This window comes from Clostridium sp. KNHs216 (assembly GCF_006714885.1).
Lineage (GTDB): Bacteria > Bacillota > Clostridia > Oscillospirales > Acutalibacteraceae > Caproiciproducens.
The window spans coordinates 1786910-1810354 of record NZ_VFMF01000001.1 but is presented as its reverse complement, the minus strand read 5'-3'; the positions used below and the strand labels follow the sequence as shown (position 1 = coordinate 1810354).

General features: G+C 50.2%; 16 protein-coding genes, 1 tRNA gene, 1 pseudogene and 1 CRISPR repeat array. Of the genes and pseudogenes, 10 read left to right on the top strand and 8 right to left on the bottom strand.

Features of this window, described 5'->3' with window-relative positions:
* Positions 1-64: 64 nt before the first annotated feature.
* The 3 genes from murC to LY85_RS08695 all read left to right on the top strand — a co-directional run bounded on the left by murC (position 65) and on the right by LY85_RS08695 (position 3277).
* On the top strand, positions 65-1441 hold the full coding sequence (gene murC / locus LY85_RS08705; protein WP_141826330.1) for a UDP-N-acetylmuramate--L-alanine ligase: 1377 nt from the start codon (positions 65-67) through the stop codon (positions 1439-1441).
* Positions 1442-1555: 114 nt separating this feature from the next.
* Entirely contained in the window at positions 1556-2065 is a 510-nt protein-coding gene (locus LY85_RS08700) for a hypothetical protein (protein WP_141826329.1), read from the top strand.
* 84 nt (positions 2066-2149) lie between these two features.
* Positions 2150-3277, top strand: a complete 1128-nt coding sequence (locus LY85_RS08695) for a cadherin-like beta sandwich domain-containing protein (RefSeq protein ID WP_141826328.1) — start codon at positions 2150-2152, stop codon at positions 3275-3277.
* A 115-nt stretch (positions 3278-3392) separates the two neighbouring features.
* Here the strand turns inward: LY85_RS08695 and LY85_RS08690 are convergent, their stop codons facing one another.
* From LY85_RS08690 to cas3, 7 genes and pseudogenes are all read right to left on the bottom strand, one after another.
* Entirely contained in the window at positions 3393-3923 is a 531-nt protein-coding gene (locus LY85_RS08690) for a CDP-alcohol phosphatidyltransferase family protein (RefSeq protein ID WP_141826327.1), read from the bottom strand.
* Positions 3924-4095: 172 nt separating this feature from the next.
* A CRISPR array of direct repeats spans positions 4096-4457; the repeat unit is 21 nt; unit sequence GTTTCAATCCACGCTCCCGTG.
* Between the two features lie 30 nt (positions 4458-4487).
* Positions 4488-4751 (bottom strand): annotated as a pseudogene (locus LY85_RS08685) (CRISPR-associated endonuclease Cas1); the annotation flags it as partial.
* A complete protein-coding gene (gene cas4, locus LY85_RS08680; RefSeq protein WP_141826326.1) occupies positions 4748-5413 on the bottom strand; it encodes a CRISPR-associated protein Cas4 in 666 nt (221 codons plus the stop codon). The pseudogene LY85_RS08685 and the gene cas4, both read right to left, overlap by 4 nt.
* Entirely contained in the window at positions 5403-6263 is an 861-nt protein-coding gene (gene cas7c / locus LY85_RS08675; protein ID WP_141826325.1) for a type I-C CRISPR-associated protein Cas7/Csd2, read from the bottom strand. The genes cas4 and cas7c overlap by 11 nt, the downstream gene beginning before the upstream one ends.
* Entirely contained in the window at positions 6227-8230 is a 2004-nt protein-coding gene (gene cas8c / locus LY85_RS08670) for a type I-C CRISPR-associated protein Cas8c/Csd1 (RefSeq protein ID WP_141826324.1), read from the bottom strand. The genes cas7c and cas8c overlap by 37 nt, the downstream gene beginning before the upstream one ends.
* Complete coding sequence (cas5c, locus tag LY85_RS08665; RefSeq protein WP_141826323.1) at positions 8205-8954, bottom strand: type I-C CRISPR-associated protein Cas5c; 750 nt, start codon at positions 8952-8954, stop codon at positions 8205-8207. Before cas5c ends, cas8c begins: the two co-directional genes overlap by 26 nt.
* A gap of 27 nt (positions 8955-8981) precedes the next feature.
* A complete protein-coding gene (cas3, locus tag LY85_RS08660; RefSeq protein ID WP_185741167.1) occupies positions 8982-11438 on the bottom strand; it encodes a CRISPR-associated helicase Cas3' in 2457 nt (818 codons plus the stop codon).
* Between the two features lie 501 nt (positions 11439-11939).
* Between cas3 and LY85_RS08655 the strand changes: the two genes are divergently transcribed.
* The 6 genes from LY85_RS08655 to namA all read left to right on the top strand — a co-directional run bounded on the left by LY85_RS08655 (position 11940) and on the right by namA (position 19846).
* Positions 11940-12016, top strand: a tRNA-Met gene (locus LY85_RS08655).
* A 763-nt stretch (positions 12017-12779) separates the two neighbouring features.
* Positions 12780-13379 (top strand): TetR/AcrR family transcriptional regulator, encoded by a 600-nt coding sequence (locus LY85_RS08650; protein WP_141826321.1) that lies wholly within the window; start codon positions 12780-12782, stop codon positions 13377-13379.
* Between the two features lie 211 nt (positions 13380-13590).
* A complete protein-coding gene (locus tag LY85_RS08645) occupies positions 13591-15585 on the top strand; it encodes an FAD-dependent oxidoreductase (protein WP_141826320.1) in 1995 nt (664 codons plus the stop codon).
* Positions 15586-15699: 114 nt separating this feature from the next.
* Positions 15700-16626: a GTP-binding protein gene (locus tag LY85_RS08640; RefSeq protein WP_185741166.1), complete on the top strand. Its 927-nt coding sequence runs from the start codon at positions 15700-15702 to the stop codon at positions 16624-16626.
* A 100-nt stretch (positions 16627-16726) separates the two neighbouring features.
* A complete protein-coding gene (locus LY85_RS08635) occupies positions 16727-18112 on the top strand; it encodes a DUF362 domain-containing protein (RefSeq protein WP_141826318.1) in 1386 nt (461 codons plus the stop codon).
* A gap of 705 nt (positions 18113-18817) precedes the next feature.
* Positions 18818-19846 carry an NADPH dehydrogenase NamA gene (namA, locus tag LY85_RS08630; RefSeq protein ID WP_141826317.1) on the top strand — a complete coding sequence of 343 codons (1029 nt, stop codon included), beginning with the start codon at positions 18818-18820 and terminating at the stop codon, positions 19844-19846.
* 556 nt (positions 19847-20402) lie between these two features.
* Here the strand turns inward: namA and LY85_RS08625 are convergent.
* The gene (locus tag LY85_RS08625; protein WP_141826316.1) at positions 20403-22403 is read right to left on the bottom strand and encodes an FAD-dependent oxidoreductase; all 2001 of its coding nucleotides are present in this window, start codon (positions 22401-22403) and stop codon (positions 20403-20405) included.
* Between the two features lie 177 nt (positions 22404-22580).
* Between LY85_RS08625 and LY85_RS08620 the strand changes: the two genes are divergently transcribed.
* Positions 22581-23204, top strand: coding sequence for a TetR/AcrR family transcriptional regulator (locus LY85_RS08620; RefSeq protein WP_185741165.1), 624 nt, complete (start codon positions 22581-22583; stop codon positions 23202-23204).
* Positions 23205-23445 lie beyond the last annotated feature (241 nt).

The following is a 23445-nucleotide window of genomic DNA, read 5'->3' as shown; positions in this document are numbered from 1 at the left end:
CGAACAAAAACGCTGCGATTGAATAAAAGCGCTATTCATCATCTCATTTTAAGGAGCTCAAATCATGGATTATCAAGATACTCTATCCGAGGTTAAAAAAATACATTTTGTGGGAATCGGCGGTTCCGGCATGTGCCCGATCGCTGAAATCCTGTACCACCGCGGCTATGAACTGACCGGGTCGGACACCAGCGAATCCGATACGCTCGCGAGGATCCGTTCCTACGGAATTCCCGTCTCAATGGGTCACAGGCCGGAAAACATAGGCGACGCCGAAATGCTCGTGTACACGGCGGCCGTCAAGGCCGACAACCCGGAGCTTGTCGCCGCCCGCGAAAAGGGAATCCCGGCTGTGGAGCGCTCCGTCATGCTCGGCATGGTGACGCGCCGCTACCCGCATCCGGTGGCGGTTTCCGGTACGCACGGCAAGACGACCACGACCGCGATGATTACCCAGATCCTGCTTCACGCGGGAAAAGACCCCTCGGCCGTGATCGGCGGAAAGCTCCCGCTGATCGGCGGGAACGGGCGCGTGGGCAAATCGGGCACCATCGTTTGCGAGGCGTGCGAATATGTGGACACCTTTTTGCAGCTAAACCCCGAAACGTCGATCATCCTCAACATAGACGCCGACCATCTGGATTACTTCGGAACGGTCGAGAATATCATTAAATCCTTCCATCAGTTTGCGCTTCAGACGTCAAAGACGCTCATTGTCAACGGCGACGACGCCAACACCATGAAAGCGGTGGAGGGCATAAAAAATGCGTCCGTCGTTACGTTCGGCCTGAACCCGTCCAATGAGTACTACGCCGATCATATCGCGGACACAAAAGGGGCGAGGGAATGCTTTTCGGTGATGAAAAACGGGGAAAAGCTCGCGGATGTAACGCTGAGTATCCCCGGAAAGCACAATATCTATAACGCGCTGGCTGCGTTTGCCGCGGCGGACAGCATGGGCGTGGAGGCGGACACCATCGCGGAAAGTCTGCACCAGTTTACCGGCGTCCACAGGCGTTTTGAAATCCTCGGCACGTTCGGCGGGATTACGGTCGCCGATGACTTTGCGCACCATCCCACGGAGCTGACGGCGACCCTTTCCGCCGCCATGAAAATGAATTTCCGGCGCGTGTGGGCGGTTTTTCAGCCCCACACCTATTCCAGGACCTACCTGCTTCTGGACGAATTCGCCAAGGCCCTCTCCATCCCGGACAGGGTTGTCCTTTCCGAAATCCTCGCGGTGCGCGAGGAGAACACCTACCATATTTACGCAAAGGACCTGGCCGACAAAATCCCGGGCAGCGTATGGTTCAAGACCTTTGAGGAAATCACGGAGTACGTGACCGCAAACGCGGAGGACGGCGATCTGATCCTTACCCTGGGCGGCGGCGATGTTTACAAATGTGCGAACATGATTGTAAAAAAATACAGGGAACGCTGATCGGCTTTCATCTTGCACATGTCTGTAAATTGTATTATAATATGTATACGTTAATATTATCACATGCATATTATGATTGATCGGACTTTCATTTTTGCAGGGAAGGGATTACAAATGCTGAAAAATCTATCATTTCTCAACATGTTTCTATGGAATCTTTTTATTATCGGCGTCTGGCATTTGACGGTCTTTCTGGCCGGTGTCAAGCTTCCCCATTCCATTTCCCGGAAGGAGCGTTATGCGCCGAAGGAATGGGAACACGGCGGGCGTTGGTACAGGGATAAATTGAAGATCCAGCTTTGGAAGGACAGGGTGCCGCAGCATATCGGCAAAGACGGCTTTTCCAAAGAACATCTTACGGATATTTCCATTGATTATGTCGACGAGTTTATTTTTGAAACCTGCAGGGGCGAGTGGGTGCATCTGAAAAACTGCATCTGTATTGTCGTTACCATGATGATTAACCCCCTTTTGGTGGGAATCGTGTTTTCTTTTTTGATTATGCTCGGAAACCTGCCCTTTGCCATCATCCAGCGGTATAACCGTTTCCGGCTGCAGGTCCTGCGTAAAAAACTCTTACGCGATCTGCGCGCGAACGGAGTGGGGCAGACCGTTACCGCTTGACAAACCAAATGTTTTTTAAAAATCAGCTTTGCCGAGAACCGGCTCAGCTGGTTTTTATCTATCTGCCGTTGGGGGGAGCCGTCTGTGAAAAAACGGGATCTTCGCGTCTTTTTGCTTTTGCTGCTGTTTCCGGTCATTTTACGGATTCCTGCGCATGCTGCTACCGTACCCTATTTTACATACAGCGTGGATAAGCCCTCCGCCGCGCGCGGGGAACTGGTCAAGCTGCAGATCAACGCGGGACAGGTCCCCGACACCGCGGCCGGATTCCGGATGCGGGTGGGGTACCGCGCCGCCGCGCTCAGCTTTGTCCGTACCGAGACGTCCTCGCAGATCAAAAGCGGGACGATGGTCACAAACAGCGTGTCGAACCCGATCTGCAGCGTTTATGTGTGCAACGTGGATCAGGGTACCGCGCCGCAGCTTTCCGGGAATATCATTTCCTTTGTGTTTCAGGTCAGGGACGGCGCTCCTTCGGGCGATACGGTTATCAACGCGCATATCGACGAAGTCTGCAACTATGCGGCGAAGCAGCTGGATGTGGATATTGAGGAAAATCTGACCGTTTCCATCGAGCCGCCGGAGGAAGAGCCCTCCGACGAGGCGGCGCTTTCCCGTTTGGCCCCGTATAACGGCGAGCTGGTGCCGGAATTTTCCCCCGATGTCTATCAATACCGGCTGTCCGTCGATTACACGGTGGAGTCGGTGGAATTTTACGCCCGCGCGGAAGAAGGCGGGACGGTCAAAATCAACCGGAAATCCCTTTTCAAGCCCGGTACGGATACGCCCATTGTCGCGACGGTCACTTCCGCCGATAAGGCAAATCAGGTACAGTATGTCGTCCTTGTCAGCAGGGCCGAAAGGCCCGTTGCGGCTGCCGGACTCAGCTCGGGTCCGCCGCGTTCCGGCGAAAAGGCATCCGGGCCGGAGAAAACGAATTCCAATCAGGCCAAACTGTCCGAAAAGGGAACGGCGGAGATGCCGGCGCGGGAAGATGACTTTTCGGCGGCTGCGGAAGCAGAAAATCAGGCTCAGCCGCAGACGGTACAGACGGCTGCCCAGCCATATACAAATACCGGCTACGGCGGCAGGAATATTTATATGATCGGAAATCAGATGCCCGTCTATGTAAATGGAATGCTTACAGCCGCTTTATGCCTGATGCTTGGAATCGCGCTCAGCCTTTATCTGAAAATCAAGCCCAGGCAATAGCACCTATAAAAAGGAAACGGCCTGACGGCCGTCGGTATATGACAATGCAATGAGAAAGGCCGTTTTACGGCCTTTTTTCTATGGCTTCGTAAGTTTTTTCTGCTTTGGGCTGTAATCAAAATTTAAAGATGCTCTTTCTGTTGAGGTCAAGGGTGGGGGAAGTGAGATGGATCAGGCTTTCCTCTGCCGCGGACAAGGCCGCAACGACACATACGGGCCAGAGAATCTGTGTATTCTGGTAAAGAAGGAAAAGCGGAGTTATAAAAAGAAGAAATCCCGCCAGTTTATTTCCCCAGGTGTGCAGCATGGCGAAAGTATGGTATTTCAGGGCAGCCATTACAATATTTGCAAGACGGATGAAGGCAACAGCGATAACAAAGGGAAAAAATACCCGGCCCTTTTCCCCGATCCACAGGATAACGGATACGGTTATGACCGTGAACAGGAGAAAGTCCGCAATGGAATCCAGTCGCGCGCCCAGGTCGCTTTGCGTTTTCGTTTTCCGCGCGATATAGCCGTCCAGAATATCGCTGAGTCCACAGAAAAGATAGATCACGGAAAACAGCAGAGGATTGTGAAGTGTAAAAAACAGGAAGAGCAGAAGCACGATCCTGCTGATGGAGAGAATATTCGGAACGTGTTTCAAGCGGCCACCGCCCTTCCTACCAATTGACGCTGCACAAGGTCCTGTTATCTAAGGATACCGGATGATTGTGCAATTAAAATTCTAAATTAGATTTTTGTGCAGAACGTCAGTGCGCAGTTAGTTTTTGCACGGAAGCGACCTTTGATGCCAACGTATGGCAAATTTTTGAGCAATTTCAATCCACGCTCCCGTGCGGGGAGCGACGCCGAACAAAACCCTTACGCAAAAGGCGATACCGTTTCAATCCACGCTCCCGTGTGGGGAGCGACGGCATTCTAATAATCCTCTTCAATCATGTCATAGTTTCAATCCACGCTCCCGTGCGGGGAGCGACGATGCCGGTAGAAGCTGTTTGCTTTTCCTTCGATGTTTCAATCCACGCTCCCGTGCGGGGAGCGACAAGGCCGCTTGATGATCTCACCTGGCGAGAGGTTGTTTCAATCCACGCTCCCGTGCGGGGAGCGACGCATGGACGAATATCAGTAACCTTGTCAATTTCATGTTTCAATCCACGCTCCCGTGTGGGGAGCGACGGGCTTTTTGTTGCTCAGCGGTTCCAATTATCACGTTTCCCTGTTCCGTTCCCGATACGCGCGCCAGAAAACGCCCGTGCATCGTGAGAAAGGTCAGCGCAACGCCGCATTCGGCGCAGGCTCCCATCAGGGCGGGGCTGGCGCCCGTATAGCCGAAGGTGACGATTCCGTCCAGATTATGCAGGGGAATTCTTCGATTTTCGCTTTCCTCCCTTTGTATGACCACGTTTTCACCGTCCAGCGCCAGATAGGCGTCCTGTGAAGTAACATACAGCGTATTTCCCAATATCCTCACGAAAATTCCTCCAGACGCTTTTTGAGATAATCCGCCGCAGAACCGCCGCGGCACAGCTTCGGCAAGCAAAGCCCTTTCAGCGAGCAGGCGTTGCAGCTTTTTGTCGGTTTTACGCGCGGCGTATGGTTTCGGCGGGAAAGCTCGTGCATTTCCGAAAGCATGGCGGCGACTTTTCCGCGCAGGGCTTCGTCCAGAGGGACGGCGGTCCTGTGGGCGGTTTCTCCGTAATACAGATATGCCTTTGGAATTTCTCCGCACAGGAGCATTTCTTCCAAACACATGGCCTGACAGCACAGCTGAAGACGGTCGGCGTCGTTTTCTTTCGGCGAGCCGCGCTTATATTCCACCGGCACGGGAAGCCACTTGCCCTCGCGACCGAAAATGGGTACGCCGCGGGGAGAAGCGTGAAATTCCACGATGTCACAGACGCCGTTTACGCCGAGTTTGCGGGAAAACACGGACATCCCGCGGGAGATGATCCGGTCCCCACGCTTTTGCGCGGAGAAGGAATCGTGCGCGTTCTCGTGCAGGATATGGCCCTCGGCGGTGCGCAGATTTTCGTTCCACTGCATCTCAAGATAGGAAAGCGCCCACTGGCGGCGGCAAAAAGCGAAATGCTGGAGGCCGGCGATGCTCAGAAATTCCTCCTCGCTATATTCCATCGTAAATTTCAGAGGAGAGCCCGTCCAGCGTATCGACCGTGACGGTATAGTAATCCTCCATCCGGAAAGGCAGATTGCCGCCCGGGGCCTTTTTGCCCTCGATCGGGACGATGTGTAAGGAACGGTGCACCTTGGCGGAAGAGTACTGTCCGGTTTTACAGTTGTGCTTCCACCAGAATACCTTACAGATTTCCATGCTTCCGTCCGGCCGCGCCGAAGAGCTGTCGTTTTCAAACAGGGAAATCAGCGCATCGCGGATGAGTTCCGCATCCTCTTCCGTAAATCCCGTCTTCTCCGCCAGCTGACAGTTGATGCTGCCGTAAAACACATAAACTCCGAAAGGAACGCAGTGCTTCATCCCCATGGTGTCTGAGGATTTCTTATCTCCCGTCACGCTGTTGACGCTTTTGGTAATCTGGATGCTGGCAATGTCGATGGGGTCGACGCTGAAAGCCGGGTGTACGGAAACGGGACCGCGTACGCCGACGGAAACGTCGTTGCCCTTGAAAGCGAACACCTGACCGAAGGAACGCACGTCCATCCATTTTTCACAGGCGACTTTCGCGTAGAGTTCACTGTCTTTTGTCTTTTTTAGTTCGTCTACGGAATCCGCGCGCTCCTTCAGGCTTTTGAAGCCGTCCGCGCGTTTGTCATCGGACTGGACGAAAACAGGCTGTCCCATGTCCATCAGGCGGTTGCGGATTTTACGCTTGATGCATACGTCCGAAATTTCGCCGATGCCGTCATAGGTCTCGCGGGGGCGGTTGCCGTTCAGCGGGTCGCCGTTCGGATTTGCGTTCTTAACCGAAAGAATTACTGCGAAATCGATCTTATTGGCCAGTGTGCCCATTTGTTTTCCTCTCCTTTTATACCGCTTTCAGCGGCTTCCATTTTTTTACGGATGTTTTCCTGTTTTTCCTCATGAAATTTCTGCATCTGGCACGCGTAGCCCAGCAGGTAAATTTCGGAAAGCGAATCGTTTGAAAACTCATTGATGGGAATGCGGGAAATCACTTCGTTCAGTTCCTCCCGATACCGTTTTCCTCTGTCGCCGAGCTTCTGCAGATAGGGCAGCAGCTGATGGTATAATGTTTTCCATGTTTTCGCGGGGTGCTGGCTGAACGCCGCCTGCATCCGTTCCGCGTTGGTGCTGCGGGATGCTTCCGACAGCCCGAGCGAATAGCCTTCTATCTGCTGTGCGTAGGCGAGCGCCCTGCCGAACAGGTAGCTCCTGTCGTTTTCCTCCGGATTCAATGCCATGGTCCAAACCTCCCTGTATGTTTCATCCTTGATTTGTCTACGGTTGATGCGGTCATTATGATACTTGCGAATCAATGCGCAGGCGATCCCAAGCGTTTTTCGGTATTCCTCTTTTTCCATTGCCGCGGGGTTGCAGGCGCGCCGGGCCGCACAGTGCATCAGGTCTTCCGGCAGGGACGCGCCGTCCACGATACACGGCAGCAGGCGCTGTACGGCGCTTTTCATAAGCTTATCGTCGACACGGCTTCCGTAGGCCGCTTTCACAATGGATTTTGGGGAGGGCGCGCCCCGGAAGGGCATCGGCCTTGTTTTTTCGCCCGTTTTCCAAGCGGTCTCAGGAAAGTCGTACAGCTCCCAGAAACAGGTGTCATGCCAGCTTTTCACGCGCGTAAAAAGGTCCTTTGCCTGCATTTCACGGTAGTAAAAAACGGAAAGCCGGCCCGGTGTGGCGGAATCCAGCCCGATGACGCACATGTCCTTCCAGCCTTTCAGATTACCGCCGTATCCTGCCGTCGCTTTTGTAAAACGCGCCGCGAATTCCTCCCCGGTCGTGACCGGCGGCGGGTCGGGCTCGAGCTCAAATAGCAAATCCAGCGCTCCTTCGCACGGGTCGAGCCCTTTGCTGCCGTCCGTCCCCCACGCAAGGATGACCTGGTCCCCGTTGGTAAAAGCCTGTCGGGGAATCAGCCACTTTAAGGCATTGTGGGCCTTTTCCGTCGTTTCCCGCCCGACGCGGAACGCCTGGGAAGGCGTCTCAAATCTGCCGCGGTAGGTGAACCCGTCGCCGTCGTTGGCAGAAATCAGCTTCGCTCCGTCGCCCGGCCTGCGGATATATTTCGGGCTGAGGGACGATACGGGCATCTCCTTCCCTAAGACATAGCAATAGTCCCGGTCTGTCTGCAGACTGTTCTGGTAGTCGATAAAGCTTTTCCAGACGGTTTCATCCGCCCATGGACGGCTCTGCAAATCCTCCGCACCGTCTGCGGAGATCACCTGAAAGCGGACAAAGGCGTCGGCCTGATCCTTGGCGCAGACTTTGAAAATGGGAGGAGTATCTTCTTTTTTGCCGTCCCAGCTTTCCGGCAGCTGCCCGGATTCCTCCTGATATAAAATATTATCGCGTATCAAATCGGCCATCAGCGTTCCTTTTTTGAGGTATTCCAGAACGGCGCGGACCTTCGGATGGGCGTACGGAGAACCGCACCATGCGGAAAGCTGCTCAATATATTCGGCGTAATGGCTGTCCTTCGGGTCGCGGTATTTTCCGTAGTCCCCCGCAATGTATTTCAGACCGTCAAACAGCGGATGGGGCACGGGGCCGCTGGTTCTGGCGGACGACTGTTCCGTACAGGGAATCAGCGTGATGCGGTCCTTTTTGTCGGTCAGGACCTGCGCGCGGCCTGTACGCCAGCAGCCGTCGGTGTCGATCACCGCTTCCACATGCGCCTGCTGCGTGGTGTGGTAAATGGGCATGAGGGGAGGGAGCTCGCCTTCCTTTACGCCCACAAGGCCCCGGCAGTTTTCATAGGTTTCATAGAGCTTCTGCATCCAGCCCATTGGATACCGCCTCCTTTACCGGATCGTCGCACCCGGACATGTTCCGCCCGATTACAAACGCCTTTGGCTTTTGCTTTTTAATGACCCTTACCACGGGGCAGTCGCCGGGGGCACAGAATTCGATGACGCCGTTTCTCATTTTCGGATACCAGAAGCGGCTTTCCAGCTGATTCCGTCCGGTTTCGCCGGGATAATTGAATCCGTGGAACATCAGGCCGAAGGAAAGCTCGGGCGTATCGCGGTAATATCCCTTCGCCGTATCGGAAAAACCGGATTCGCAGGGCTCGACGTATGCCTGGCATTCTCTTGTCCCTAAAAATACGTCGCGCCGTCCGCCGCGCTCGATCATGCGCTTCGCAATCAGGTAATGCTTGTTTTCATTGCGGTCTCCCGAAAGGTCCGGCCTGTTTTCGTTCCACTCAAAATGGGCTTTTACCTCATAGGCGACGTCGGTCAGGTACGTGTAAATGGAAAGCGTGTTTCCACCGGTATACCCGATGGGGCGGATTCCCTCCGACCGGCTGCGGATGGGGTTCATGACCCGCACCGCGTCTATGTGCCAGATAAAAGTCGGTTTCCAGTAGACCGATTCCAGAATTCCCTTGAGCGCCTGATAGGTCGGCACCTGATAGCTGCACTTTTCCCCGCCGGCCCTTGTGACCGGGTCGCTGAAAAGAGCCATTTTGCCGGAGACCAGAAAACTTACGCTGTTTTCATATTCCAATGATAATTCTCCTTTCTGTAAACGGGATTATTCGATCAGTGCGTCCATTTCCGCGCGGTGTATCTGTACGCCGAGGTCCGGGTGATAGAATCCTTCGAGCAGAATGGCCGCGCCGCTGTCGGGCAGGATACGGATTGCTCCCAGATCGCTGAGCTTTCGCCGCTCGCCGTCGAACAGGTGGACGGTAAAGCGCTGCGCCCGCCGGATCAGTCCCGGCAGCTCGCGCAGGTCCGGCTGCGCGCACAGCTCCGCGATCAGATTTTTTCCTTCCCCATATGGAACGATCACGTCAAGGCCGCCTTTCTCAATGGCCTCAAAAAGCTTTCCCGCCGTATCAAACGCCTGATGCATCGGGTGCGGCGGACGGGAACCATGATTTTCCGCACAGCTTTTTCGGGACAGGGAATTTTCCGATAAAAGATCGAATAAATCAGTCGGCGCGAATAGCTTAGGGTCGTCTTTTTCGCCGACGGGATAAGAAAGCTGCTGTTCCTGTAGATGATAGTAATTATGGTAATATCGCCTGATCGCCCGAGGGGAGAGCGGGTCGTCCCCGAATTGCGCGGGATCGATCTGAAAGGCGTCCAGCACTTCGGCGGCGGCCTCCTGCGCCTTTTGGATATCCGGAAGAGAGGAGAGGTTTTCATCCGCGCATTTTACAAGGAAGATGTCCCGGCAGGTGCCTTCCCCGTGGCGGTTGCAGCGCCCGGCGGCCTGCGCAATGCTGTCCAGCCCCGCGAGAAAGCGGATTACGCACTGGAAAGACAGGTTTACCCCGGCTTCGATCAGCTGAGTGCTGACGCAGACCATCCGGTTGGCGCCCGGCGCTTGGAGTCTGTCGCGGATTTCCCGGATCCGGTCGATACGGTGCTGCGGGCACAGGCTGGTACTCAGAAAATAGAGCGGTATGCGCTCTTCCGGCGGAAGTTCCTCCATGCGGGTCTGCAGAGCGCGGTACAGGGAAGCCGCGGCGGATTTTGTATTCAGAATTGCCAGCAGGTTTTCGCAGCCGGCCAGCCGGCCGGCGCAGAAATCCGCCAGCCGGTCCGCAGAAAAAGCGCCTTCGGTGGTTTTATCCACGACCCGGGTACGCCGAAAGGCTGCGAACGTTTCTTCCAGATTTTCCGTCATCTGCGCGGGCTCGCCCGGAATGACCGGAATCTCCAGCTCCTCCGAACTCGGCTGGGTTGCGGTACAGAGAACGACCGCGCAGTTGCAGATGTATGCGAGAAAATCCAGCGCCGCATTGAGCAGAAGCGTGCATTTTACGGGAATGGCCTGAACCTCGTCCAGAATGATCACGGAATTTGCCAGACTGTGAATACGGCGTAGGCATCCGGTCCTCCCGTCGAAAAGCGTGTTAAGAAACTGTACCGTGGTGGTGAGAATCACCGGTGGCGACCATCGCTGTGTCAGAAGCTCGCGGCGTCCGGCTTCCTCCTTTTCCTCGTCGTCGACGACCACGTCGCTGTGGTGTTCCAGCAGGATTTTGTCCGCAGGTGCATCCTCGCCATTGAGGCCGAGGGCATCCCGGATATCCGAAGCGTTCTGTTCCAGAATGCTTTTGTAAGGGGCTATGTAAAAGACGTGCTCCTTGCCGCTTTCCTTTGCGCAGTTCAGGGCATAGCGCAGGGAGCTGAGCGTTTTTCCGGAGCCGGTCGGTACGGACAGCCGGTAGATTCCGTTGCTGTTTTTACGAAACCGAAGGCATTGCCCGGAAATTTCCCGGCGCTTTTGGTCAATGGGGGACTGCCCCGAAAATCCCCGAAGATGGTTTTCCAGCTTTTCAGCAAGCTCCCGCCATAAAGAAGGTAAATCCGGCGGCCGCGGTTCCTGTTCGTTTGCTTCAAATAAGAAGGTGTCATACCGGTCGGCGTCGATCAGGCAGCTCAGCAGATACCGCTGAACCATTCCCAAAAGGAAACAGAACGCTTTCTTTCTGCCGTCGGCAGGAATTTTTTCGCAGAGTCCCCGGATGGAATTTCCGAGCTTTCCGACCTCCTGCTGCGCTTTCAAAAATAGATCGTCCAGCTCCCAGGGGCAGGAGCTTTCCTGGAAATAGCTCTGTAAAGCCTCTTCGTAGTCGATCTCCTTGTCGGGCCATGCGCGCCGCCGCAGGCAGTCGTCCCCGGTAACGCCTGTTGCATCCGGCAGCCCGCCGTGGTGCCCGCAGACAGCGGCGGCAAGAAGTTCCGCCGTAAGCCCCTTAATAGAGCCTTCCAATCCCCAGTTTTCATAGCAGTACCGGGCTCCGCAGAAAGAGTGGGGGATTTTTCCCCGCTGCGACGCGTCTCCACCGCGCAGATAACGCTGGAATTGCATCGTTCCCTTACCGCTGTCGTGCAGGAGGCCGGCCAGCAGCCCAAGGGAGGAAAGCCCGATTTTTTCACAGGACTTCCCGCAGGATAGGGATACGTTCCGGCTGTGCTCCGCAAGCGGCTGTTCGCGGCCCGTTTTTTGATCGATATGTGCTAAAATGCTCAAATGGCGATCTTCCATTTGTCTACCTCTGAATTTTGGTGTTTAAAAGGTGTGCTTTTTTCAGTATACTTCTCAAATATAAATATATCAATGATGAACCGACAAAATAATGGTATTATAGCTATAAATTTACATATTACAAGTCGATTTTTATCACAATATCAAAATTCATGATGCAATCATGGCACCTGTAATTTCAGGAGGCCTTCCTTTCATATTTAAACAAAAATGGCATATACTTGATAGGAATATTTTGTTGAGCTATAAAAAGCTTAATTCTGTAATTCGAGCACATGGGAGAAAACAAAGAACAGTATTTATGTGACCATGTGCCAATTGAGTGACGTTATTCAACAATAAAGAGTAACCGTTATCAAGGATTATCATATGAATAGCAACCTTTTATAAAAAGGTCTTGACATTCGCTATTTGGAATGGTATTATAGTTAAGCGCTCTAAACAAGGCATCATCGCTGAGTTTAGAGAAGATGCACAAATAAATATCGCGGAGTGGAGCAGTCCGGTAGCTCGTCGGGCTCATAACCCGAAGGTCGTAGGTTCAAATCCTGCCTCCGCAACCAAACAAAACCCAGTAGCCATGCGGCTGCTGGGCTTTTTCTTTTTTCTTAAGCTGTCAAAATGTTGATTTTGACAGCTTTTTTAAAGGAACACAATGATGGCTGCCGGAAAAAATTTTTCTCGGCAGCCTGTTTTTTGACGGCCATTTGACAGTCAAACATTTGACACCTGAAATCTTTGGATTTCGTATTTTTAACCACTTTAATGCCAAAATCGAGCAGATTTAGTGATTCAAATTTTATAATTTTTTTTGACGACAACCAAAGCGTCATCGATAGCTTATGATAAAAGCAGCTCATTCTTCTGTTTTGAATAATTATAAGCTGAGAATGAGCCCTTTATCCTGCTCCTGCTGCTTTACGGTTGAGATTGGGATGGAGTATAGGCTGCTGATTTTCTGCATGCTGTCCTTCTTGTGCTCGGTGAGCACATAGCCATACATATTCAGCGTCGTGGATGGTTTGGCATGGCCGAGAACCTTGGACAGTACTAGAATATCCTTGCATAATGATTATGAACAGAATTACGCACCGAACGTCTTCTGGAGCATACAGCGAAGAAACAACTGTTGTGTAGTGATGGAGCATAAACAGAATACGGAACAATTTAGTCTGTGATAATTATCGCAGACTTTTTGTTTATGTGCACCCGGAGGGGCGATAACATGGCGGTGAAAGCAATAAAATGAAATTTTAGTTAACTATTGACAAAAGATTGTCAAAGCATATAATAAGCTTATACACTAATGCATAAGCGAGGTCTACAATGAAGCCGATATTCGACGATCCCCTGAAAATGAAGAAATATATTATTGAATCAGCAATCTCTGTTTTTGCGGAAAAAGGGTATGCTTCAACTAACATGCAGGATATTGCGGACTTGGCGGGAATTTCAAGAGGACCATTGTATTATTATTTTAATAATAAGGCCGAACTCTATCTCGCGGCTCTGAAAGAAACGATACGCTTGCAAATTGAAAGATATCATGAGATATTTGGGCGAGAAGCCTTTATTATCGATAAAATCCGGGAGGATTTGCAATATTGCATGACCGCTTTGAAAAGCGGAAAGAAGGACATCATTATTGTTTGGCAGAAGGAAATGCCGGTAGAAGCAAAAGCGTTGATTGATAACTACATTCAAACGCTCTATGAAATCAAGATAGACAGCGTTAGAAAGGCTATCGCCGGAGGAGAAATGAATCAAAATACTAATCCGAAGATTATTGTGGATTTAATGTTTATGTTATATGAAGGAATCAGAGTCGTGATTTTTGATCTTGGAATAAAGGTTGAGGCGGATGAAATCGACGAGCTGATAGAATCCAGCATATCCCAGATAAAAAATAAATACTGTACGGAATAACTTGCCAATTTTGGGTTCTGCTGAGTGAGAGTGATTTTTTTTATTTCTGATTATACACGTGTGTATAATAAATGCCCAAACCGATTGGGATAACTGTGGCTGTGATTATACACTGGTGCATAATCGCAAACTACACACCTTTCATCACCGCTAATCCTGCGATTTTTTGCAGGTTTGATACGGATAAAATAATATTGGAGGTGTCTTTATTATGTCAAAGCAGTTCGAAAATTTATGCAAACCATTCAAAATTGGAAAGGTAACCGTTAAGAACAGATTCTGTATGGCGCCAATGGGGGGGAACTTTATGTTCGGCCCCAAGGGAGAATACAACCAAGAGGGAATTCAGTATTATGTGGAAAGGGCTAAGGGTGGATTCGGCTTGATCTTTACTGGAATTCTATCTCCCGATATGGATGTGGATCCTTTTTCATCCGTTGAAAGCAACAGCCCGCTCTATGCACCGATGACTTTCCGTCGCTCAGCAATCGAGCTGACTGACCGCGTTCGCTCGTACGGGAGCAATATTTTCGCGCAAATCACGATGGGCTTGGGTAGAAATTACGAGGGCCTGTATGCGCCGTCTGAGTTGCCTGTATACGGGGCTTCCGATAATAAGATGTCCCGTGCACTGACGAAAGAACAGATCAAGAAAAAAATAGAGGCGGTTGTAAATACAGCCGGCTTGGCGAAATCATCCGGATTCAACGGCGTGGAAGTCCATTCCATCCACTGGGGCTATCTTCTTGATCAGTTTGCAATGAGCCTTACCAATAAACGAACCGATGAGTATGGCGGAAGTCTTGAAAACAGATTACGTGCGGCAAGAGAAATCCTGGATGGTATCAAGCAGGTATGTGGAGCGGATTTTCCCGTTACGATGCGGCTTGGGCTTAAAACCTACGTAAAAGCATTCGGCAAAGCGACCTTAACCGGAGACGAAGAAGCAGGCAGGACTTTGGAAGAGGGTGTGCGCATTGCCCAGCTGCTTGAATCCTATGGGTATGATGCGTTGAGCGTTGATACAGGTATCTATGATTCTTTCTATTATGCGCTGCCTCCCATGTACATGCCCAAAGGATATATGACGGACATCGCGGGTGAGGCAAAAAAAGCAGTGAAGATTCCAATTCTTGCAGGCAGCCGGATGAACGACCCCCGAATAGCCGAGCAGGCAATAAAAGATGGGAAAATCGACGCAGTCGTTCTTGCACGTGCGTCTTTGGCCGATCCGTGTTTTCCAAAAAAGGTTGAGATGGGGAAACCAGAAAAAATCCGTCCGTGCATCGCATGCAACCAAGCCTGCGGTTACCGTGCGCTCAGTCTGGGCGCAAATCAGAGCTGCGCCGTCAACCCTGCGGCTGCACGTGAGGTCTGGTATCGGCTAGAAAGAGCCAGCCGACCCAAAAAAATTGTGATTGTAGGCGGGGGCGTTGCCGGTATGGAGGCTGCCCGTACCGCGACACTTAGAGGTCATCAGGTATCGGTCTATGAAAAATCCGATTCTCTTGGCGGGCATTTGATTTCCGGTGGAGCACACAGCTTCAAGACAGAGGTAAAGGAACTGAACGAATGGTATGAACAGGAGTTAATGGACCTGAATGTGGATATACACACCGGCATGGAGTTAACAGCAGAAAAAATAAAAGCGATGAAAGCAGATGCGGTCATACTTGCCGTTGGCTCTGTGCCTGTCATGCCAAAGTTGCCGGGTATTGACAGCCCGAAGGTTGCTTCAAGCGTTGATGCACTCAGGGGAAAAAAGAAAATCGGAGAGCATGTCGTTGTCATAGGCGGGGGCCTTGTTGGCTGTGAAATGGCACTTGAATATGCCAAAGAAGGGAAAAAAGTAACCGTTGTCGAGGCTTTGGACACCATTCTTTCCGCCGGCGATCCCGTTCCGGTGCCAAACAAGCAGATGCTGGAAGATCTGTTTGAATACCATAAAATCGAACTTGTGACAGGACATAAGCTGGTTGAGGTAAACAATAAAGGCGCTGTGGTAGCACCCGCAAGTGGCAGTGACAGCAGCAAAGAGATTGAAGCTGATTCAGTTGTTATTGCGATCGGATTTAAGCCCCAGCCGTCAATGGCCAGAGAATTATTCGAAACCGGTGCCGAGATTTATGAAATCGGTGATGGAAAACATGTCGGAAATATTCAGTGGGCGATTTGGGAAGCAAATGAAATCGCAAGAGAAATTTAATGCAAGTCGCGGCGTGTCTTCCCCGACCGATAAGCCCGATATCCGCTTCTGTTCTGCAGGAATAAAAACAGGAGGATCAGTAAAATGACACATTCGCACGAAGGAAAAAAGACATTGGATATTATCGGGGGATTTCTTGGAGCCGGTAAAACAACACTGCTCAATTATCTGTTAGCAAACCTAAAGGACAGCGGGACGGATGTTCTTGTCAGAGAATACGGCGCTGTTTCCATTAATGATCAGATTCTCAATATCGGGGCCGAAAACATCCATTTCTTTCATGGTGTTTCTCTCCATGAAGACCCGCAAATTGTGCTGTATGAATATCTTCAAAAGCTTTACGTTGAGGAACGAAGGATGCCCTTTAACCGTCTTGTGATGGAGGCGAGCAGCCTGGATTCTCCAGAAAGGCTTATGCAGCTGTTCTTTTTAGGACATATGCGGCACCAGTATCTTTTGGGCAGTTATATTACCGTAGTGGATGCGGAATCTGGCATGCGGAATCTGAACGAATATCGCGCCGCTGCGGAACAGATAGCCTATGCGGATGTTATCGTTCTCAATAAGATCGATTTAGTGGATGAGGAAACCATTGGGAGACTGGAAAAACGCATACAGATTTTGAATCCTATGGCCAAAACATTCAGGGCCCAATATGGGCGGGTGGAGTTGTCTGGGGTACTGAACCTCGGACTTTATGATCAACTCAAAGAATTAAAGCAAACGGGGACGGTGTCAAGTATGGATAGAATCCAAGCCACTGTGTTAACAGAAATTCGTCCCATGAATAAACAAAAAACAAACAAATGGATAACGGATTTATTTAAGAACAACGGGACGAAAATCCTGCGCAGCAAAGGATTTTTTTGCTTTGAGGATGATGATTACAGGTATGAATTCCAGGCGGTAAGAAAGACGTTCCACTCAAAAGCGGACAGAATCTGGAAAGACGGGGACGAAAGAAAAAACATAGTAGCCCTAATCGGTGAGAAATTGCCGGATCGTTTGGAACTGCAAAATTCTTTCAGCGCCTGTGTCTGATAAGAACCATGCATTTTCGGCAATCTCTGATTGATAGATATTTTGACACAAATAATTATGTTTGACACAAACTATTTATTTTCTAAGGGAGGAATTGAAAATGTCATCGAAGGTTTATCATCTGAATGACCGGGCAGGTTCGCTTGCGGAAAGCACTCCATTTAAAGGAGTAAAGGTTTTACGCGATGCAGGCCTTGCGGGTATGGTCAAAAAGGGTGACCATGTAGCAATCAAAGTGCATATGGGCGAATGGGGGAACTCGCTAAACTTGCGTCCCCACTGGATCAGCGCCATTGTGGACGAGGTCAAAAGGCTCGGCGGAGAGCCTTTCATCGTGGAGAGCACCATCGCGATCTACAGTGAAAATGTTTCGCGTGCGACTAGGACCGATCATCTCCGCGTCGCGGCTATCCATGGTTTTACGGAAGAAACAATGGGCTGCCCCATTGTGATTTGCGACGGCGAATATGGGACGGATGACTTGAAAGTTGAAGTGCCCAACGGTGTATATCTGAAATATGCCTATATCGCCAAAAAGCTGCTGGATTTTGATGCTGTCATCGTGGTAAGCCACTTTAAGGGGCATGTAATGGGTGTATTTGGTGGAGCCATGAAAAACATCGGTATCGGCATGGCATCTGCACGGGGAAAATATGCTATTCATAATGTCACACATCCTCAGATTGGGATCAAAGGCTGGAGTATGAACCAAGACGCCGTAAAAAAGTTGTCCGAGTCTCCGCATCCCAACATCATTGATCGTATGGTGGAAAATTGCCCTTATGAAGCGTTCTCCTATGAAAATAATTTTTTTGATAGGGATAATGAAAAATGCAGGTTGTGTGGTTATTGCTTTGCCTATCTGTATTCAGGGGTATTCGATATTCCACCGGCATTGATTCCGAGCTGGCCTGCAGGAATCGCGGATGCTGCAAGCGGGTTTGTGAACGCGATCGGCAAAGAAAAAATGATATTTTTAAACTATGCGATGGATATCACGCCCGCCTGTGACTGCATGCCCTTCCACGATAAGGCGATGGTTCCCAACCTCGGCGTCTACGCATCCAGGGATCCTGTGGCGGTAGACATGGCCTGTATAGAAGCGGCAGAGTCCACTGTGGCGGTTCCCGATTCCGTAGCGGATGAATACGGGTTCGATGAGCCTAATACAGAACGTTTTACCAACTGTTCCAGTATGGCCAAAATCAGTCAGTGGGCGCAATTAAACACAGCCGTTTTTAATGGAATGGGAACCACCGAGTATGTGCTTGTTAATTCTAAAGTTCAGGACAGCGAAGAATTTAATTTCCCGCCCTATACAACGGCAAAGCCATTCACGAATGTTCATAAGAAAGAGTACAGCAAAATAAGCATGGATCCGGGAGATTATTGTTACGACTATACAAATCCGAGACTCTCAATGGAAAAACAAAGCGTTAAGCCGAAAGGAAAAGTTTTGGAAATCAGCATTAGCGAAGACCGATAATAATACTTAAAAAGGGTTTCCCCCCTGGCAATGTACCGGACTAGAAAAAAAGGACATTGCAAAAAAGCCCCCTATCGTAGGATGATAGCTACGATAGGGGGAAATTCACGTGAAGAGGAAATGGACAAACATACCGCCGTAGACGCATTGAATTTTTGAAGATTTCGACTTTTTATTTGTACTCCCGTCCGTTCTGTCAGCATCCCTAAACACATCCTACAACTTTTTCTTTGCCCGCATTATACCATTTTTGCCCATCCTTTTGGTACTTTGTCAACACCTCGAACTTGGCCCGAAGTGTAAAAGCTTGTCCCGTGTAACCGAAATAGAAAAAAAGGATAAAAAGCACCTTTACACAAAACTACGTGAAAGGTGTCGAATGGAAAATGGGCGCAGTAGTCGCCCACAAAGGGCTGAAATAGCAGAAGAAGCTACATTTCATCGCTTTGCTACGACTTTACGTGATATATCCAGATTTTATAAACAAGAAGGCTTACAAAACATAGAGGAAAGTCAGCTTATATAAAATTTAAGGATTTGTAAAGAGTCGTACAACCTTGCCTTAAGTACATTAATAACCTAAAAGTCTCTCTGAACTTCGCATTATGTTTATAACGTATTGAGGCACGATACATGACCGTGATATAATAAATAATATGAAGCCGGCCGTTTTGGCAGGAGCTATGATGGAAGGGAGAATATCTTATGCATTTATTCGAAGCACTTACAGTAAAAAGCATGACTCTGCGCAACCGGGTCGTTATGCCTCCCATGTGTATGTACAGTTCGGAAACAGATGGTATGCCAAATGATTTTCACTTTACCCACTATACTTCCCGCGCCGTTGGCGGAGTGGGGCTGATCATTATGGAGGCCACCGGCGTCCTTCCATGGGGCCGCATTTCCGACCATTGCCTGGGCCTTTGGAATGATGAACAGGCAAAAGCGCTTGCACCAATCGTCACTGCCTGTCAGAAGCAGGGGGCCAAAATGGCGATTCAGCTCAATCACGCGGGCCGTAAATGCACAGCGCGGGAAAAAACGATTTTCGCACCCAGCGCCATTCCCTTCGAAGAGGGCTCTCCCATGCCTCATGAGATGACGGAAGAGGATATCCGTGATACCATCCTTGCATTTCGGAGCTCGGCTGCAAGGGCGGCTGCAATCGGATTTGACGCCATTGAACTCCATGGAGCCCATGGTTATCTGATCAGCGAGTTTCTCTCACCGCTCACCAATCACCGCACAGACGGTTATGGCGGCTCAACTGAAAACCGCTGCCGTATACTGATTGAAACGCTGCAGGCGGTACATGAGGTTTGGCCTGACGATAAACCTGTTTTACTGCGTGTATCCGCCGAGGATTACGAACCAGAAGGCTTGCATCCAGTGGAAATGGCCAGAATTATTGAACTGGTGAAGCCATATATTGATGTGCTGGACGTAAGCACGGGCGGAGTTGTGCCAACACCACCGCCGGCCCTTTATCCGGGCTATCAGGTAAAAGTCGCTGAAGAGCTAAAACAGGCGTCGGGCCTTCCTACAATTACAGTCGGTCTGATCACCGACCCGCACCAGGTGGAAGGAATCCTGGGTGAAGGGCGCGCGGATCTGGTTGCGCTGGGCCGGGAACTTCTGCGCGATCCCTATTGGGTGCTGCACACAGCCCGTAATTTGGACGTCAAATATCAGTGGCCGGAGCAATATCTGCGCGGATTTAATGCAAGAAAATAGCAGAATATGAGACAGCTACATGTCAAGCCAAAGAGCATTCGCTTCAAGCTTGCAGGCACCGGTTCTAAAATATGATAGTTTTAAAAAGCAGTTTGATAAATCAGAAAGCGTACCATGAAATATCGTGCGAATCTGAGAAGAATTCGGGATATATCATAAAGAGGATTTTTGGTGAAAGAATTTATGTTAAAAAATGCCGGCAGGATCTGACCGCACAATATTCTACACCATTTATCGGCAAAGTAATACTCGGTCAAAATGATTTGACGATTAAAGGGAGGTTTATCCCTGCGTTTCAAATGACAATATTTCGGATCAATGTCCCCTGCAAGCTGTTTTAAGCTGGCAGGGGGCATATATATTTGATGTTCTTTTGCGCCTGCGCGGCTGCAATATACAAAAACGCCTTGAAACCCGCATTACAGCTAAGTTTCAAGGCGTTGTTTAGTAAGCTGAAGCTTGATACAATTGAACGATTTCTTTTAAAAGTTTCATTTGGTTTCAAGAGTTTCACTTTTGGCGGAGAGCTGAGATTAAATTCTAATTGTCTCTAATTTTAGAAAGCCAAAGCGAGGTTATATGCTGCGGAAACAACTGCCATAAGGTTGGCCACATGCTCAGCATCTCCGATTACATGAACGCTTGCGCAGTCTTTAAGCTGTTCCGCCAGCGGGGCGCCGCTGATGTAGCCGACCGCCAGAATAACGGTATCCGCGGCAATCACGGATTCGTCCCCGGCATGTTCAAATCTCACGCCGGAAGGAGTAACTTCACACAATTTCGAAGAAGTATGTATATCTACCTGATAATACTTCAGATAATCCCGCAGCAGAGTCGCATTCGGGGCGGCGAGGTCCTTCACCTTCAGAATGTCGTCGAGCATTTCAACAATTGAAACTTTTTTACCGCTTTTTGAAAGCTCATAAGCGATCTCACAGCCGGTTAGCCCGCCGCCGACCACCACAGCGCTTGTGCCGGCATTCTCGGGATGGAGCAGGAAGTCGATGGCGCTGAGAACATTTTTGCCGTTTATGCCCGGAACCGGCAGAGTTCTTTCCTTCGCGCCCGTGGCAATCACGATTTCGTCTGCGGCCAATGATTTCAGCAGTTCCGGAGTAGCTTCGGTGTTTAGCCGGATATCTACCCCCAGCTTTTCGATCTGGCGGATATACCACTGAATCAGCTTTTTATCTGATTCTTTAAAACTTGGGGAAGCTGCGGCGATAAAAACACCGCCCAGTTCGCCTGTTTTCTCAAATAGCGTGACGGAATGACCGCGTATGGCGGAAAGCCGAGCTACCTCCATGCCACCGATGCCACCGCCCACAACGGCTATTTTTTTCTTTTTTTCGGCAGGCAGAATGCGGAGGGTACGCTCGTTCATTGCCACAGGGTTCAGCGCACAGGTCGTTCCGCGCCCGAAAAGCAGGCCGAAACAGCCGGTATGGCAGGCGATGCAGGGGCGGATGTCTTCTATCTCATCTTTCTGAACCTTGTTGGGCCATTCGGGATCGGCCAAAAGCTGGCGGGCAATGCCGATGGCATCGATGGACCCTTTGGCGACGGCCGGTGCGGAAATCGACAGATCCTCCATACGGCCTGCGCAGGCGACAGGAATATGTACGAATTGTTTAATAAAAACAGCATCCGGCAGGTTGCATGCGTGAGGCATGTAAACCGGAGGATGAGGCCAGTACCAGGAATCGTAGGAGCCGTTATCTGCATTAAGAAGGTCGCAGCCAGCTGCCTCCAAAATACGGGCAACTGCCGGGCTTTCCTCTAAGCTCCGACCAAACTCTTGATAGGGTTCGCCGGGAATCGCACCGGAATTAAATCCCTTCATTTTACTGGCGACGCTGTAGCGGACGGAAACCGGAAAATCTTCCCCACAGGTCTCCTTGATTTTACGGATGATTTCAACGGCGAAACGCATCCGATTCTCCAGAGAACCACCGTACTCATCGGTCCGGTGATTGGTTGCGGCAATGGCAAACTGGTCCAGCAGGTACCCCTCATGGACGGCATGCACCTCCACGCCGTCCACGCCGGCATCTTTCACCATCTTTGCGGATTTGCCAAATGCTTCGATGATCTCGTGAATCTCGTCTAGGCTCAGTGCGCGATGCTTTTTATTTGGCAGCCAGACATTCTGCAGCCCCTCCGTCGGCCCGTTCAGGGCCTTGCAAAGGTCTGTGCCAGGAGGTAGCATGGGAGAGTTGATGGCAAGTGCGCGTCCCATTCCCGCACCAATCTGAAGAAATAGCTTGGCTCCGTAAGAATGAATGCTCTTCATCGTTTCCGTGAGAGGCTCCATAACGTTATCCCGGGCTTCGTAAAGCCAGCCGCCGCGCCCCCACATATCCGTGATGGTGGAAATGCCGGGAATAATCAGCCCTACGCCGCCTTTGGCACGCTCGATGAACATATCAGCAGATTTTTGTTCGAATTTACCGTGCTCGATCAGAGAGGTTCCTCCCATTGCGCACATGATGATTCGATTTTTGATTTCAACACTTCCGATTTTCAATGGGGTGAAGATTGGATCATAAGTTCCCATAACAACCAGCCTTTCATAAAATATAATTCAATGAATGTAATTTAATTATATCCAGATTCAATTGTTTGTCAATAAACAAATTATTGAATTTGTTGCTTATAAACGGATATGCGGGTCCGGTTTCACACTTGCGGAACCGTTGCTAATCCGGTATACTCAATTGCAGGGGGAATTCAAATGAAAAAAGAACTGACCAACCGCCAACGGCAGGCGATAGAAACAAAAGAACACATTCGGGAAAGCGCGTGGGAGCTTTTCCAAAGTGCGGATATTGAGCAGGTGACTATCGCGCAGATTTGTGCGGCGGCCCATGTCTCGGCCGGTAATTTCTATCACTATTATCATTCCAAAGAAGAGCTTTTCTTTGAAAATTATCCCCTCCTTGACGAGTATGTCTCAAATGAATTTCAGGCGAAGAATTTCAAGTCGAATGTCGATGCAATCAAAGATTTGATTTGTCATGAAGTCGCCGGTGCGGGAAGGATCGGGCCCCACATTCTGGCACAAATGCTTCGCATTCAGTTGAAGCAGGACGAGCGGTACCCTTATATGATCGATGATAGCCGACCCTTCCACATCTGCCTGAAGGGATTGGCACAGGCAGGAATCGACGAAGGGGAATTTCATCCGTCTTATACTGCGGAAGAAATTACAGGGACTATTCTGCGTCTCTCCCGAGGGATCGGATTTGATTGGGCAATTAGGAACGGCACATACCCGATCAATCAGCAGGTGGAAAACGACCTTGATTTGCTGTTAAGGTCATTTGCTTTTCCTAAATCCATCTTTGAAAATTCATGAGGTTCCTTGCCGGAAGCCTTGTTAATCGGCTGTTCCATGCCTCTCTTTTTCTCTTCTCTGGGCTTACTTAGCTGCAGAGCAAGGCCGGACAATGATCAAGTCATTATCATAAAGGCACAGCCGTCCGCCGGAAAGGGTTGATAATCCCTTTCCGGCGGACGGCTGCATTCGAAAGAATAAATATCAGAGGGAAAAGAACTGCACTGTTAAAAACGGAGTGAAATCCGGGAGATCACACAGA

Coding starts and splice junctions, on each gene's coding strand:
- LY85_RS08650 (WP_141826321.1), top strand. CDS start 12,780: ATGAAGCCGATATTCGACGATCCCCTGAAAATGAAGAAATATATTATT.
- LY85_RS08700 (WP_141826329.1), top strand. CDS start 1,556: ATGCTGAAAAATCTATCATTTCTCAACATGTTTCTATGGAATCTTTTT.
- cas7c (WP_141826325.1), bottom strand. CDS start 6,263: ATGGGCACACTGGCCAATAAGATCGATTTCGCAGTAATTCTTTCGGTT.
- LY85_RS08625 (WP_141826316.1), bottom strand. CDS start 22,403: ATGGGAACTTATGATCCAATCTTCACCCCATTGAAAATCGGAAGTGTT.
- murC (WP_141826330.1), top strand. CDS start 65: ATGGATTATCAAGATACTCTATCCGAGGTTAAAAAAATACATTTTGTG.
- LY85_RS08635 (WP_141826318.1), top strand. CDS start 16,727: ATGTCATCGAAGGTTTATCATCTGAATGACCGGGCAGGTTCGCTTGCG.
- cas8c (WP_141826324.1), bottom strand. CDS start 8,230: ATGGGCTGGATGCAGAAGCTCTATGAAACCTATGAAAACTGCCGGGGC.
- namA (WP_141826317.1), top strand. CDS start 18,818: ATGCATTTATTCGAAGCACTTACAGTAAAAAGCATGACTCTGCGCAAC.
- LY85_RS08645 (WP_141826320.1), top strand. CDS start 13,591: ATGTCAAAGCAGTTCGAAAATTTATGCAAACCATTCAAAATTGGAAAG.
- LY85_RS08620 (WP_185741165.1), top strand. CDS start 22,581: ATGAAAAAAGAACTGACCAACCGCCAACGGCAGGCGATAGAAACAAAA.
- cas4 (WP_141826326.1), bottom strand. CDS start 5,413: ATGGAATATAGCGAGGAGGAATTTCTGAGCATCGCCGGCCTCCAGCAT.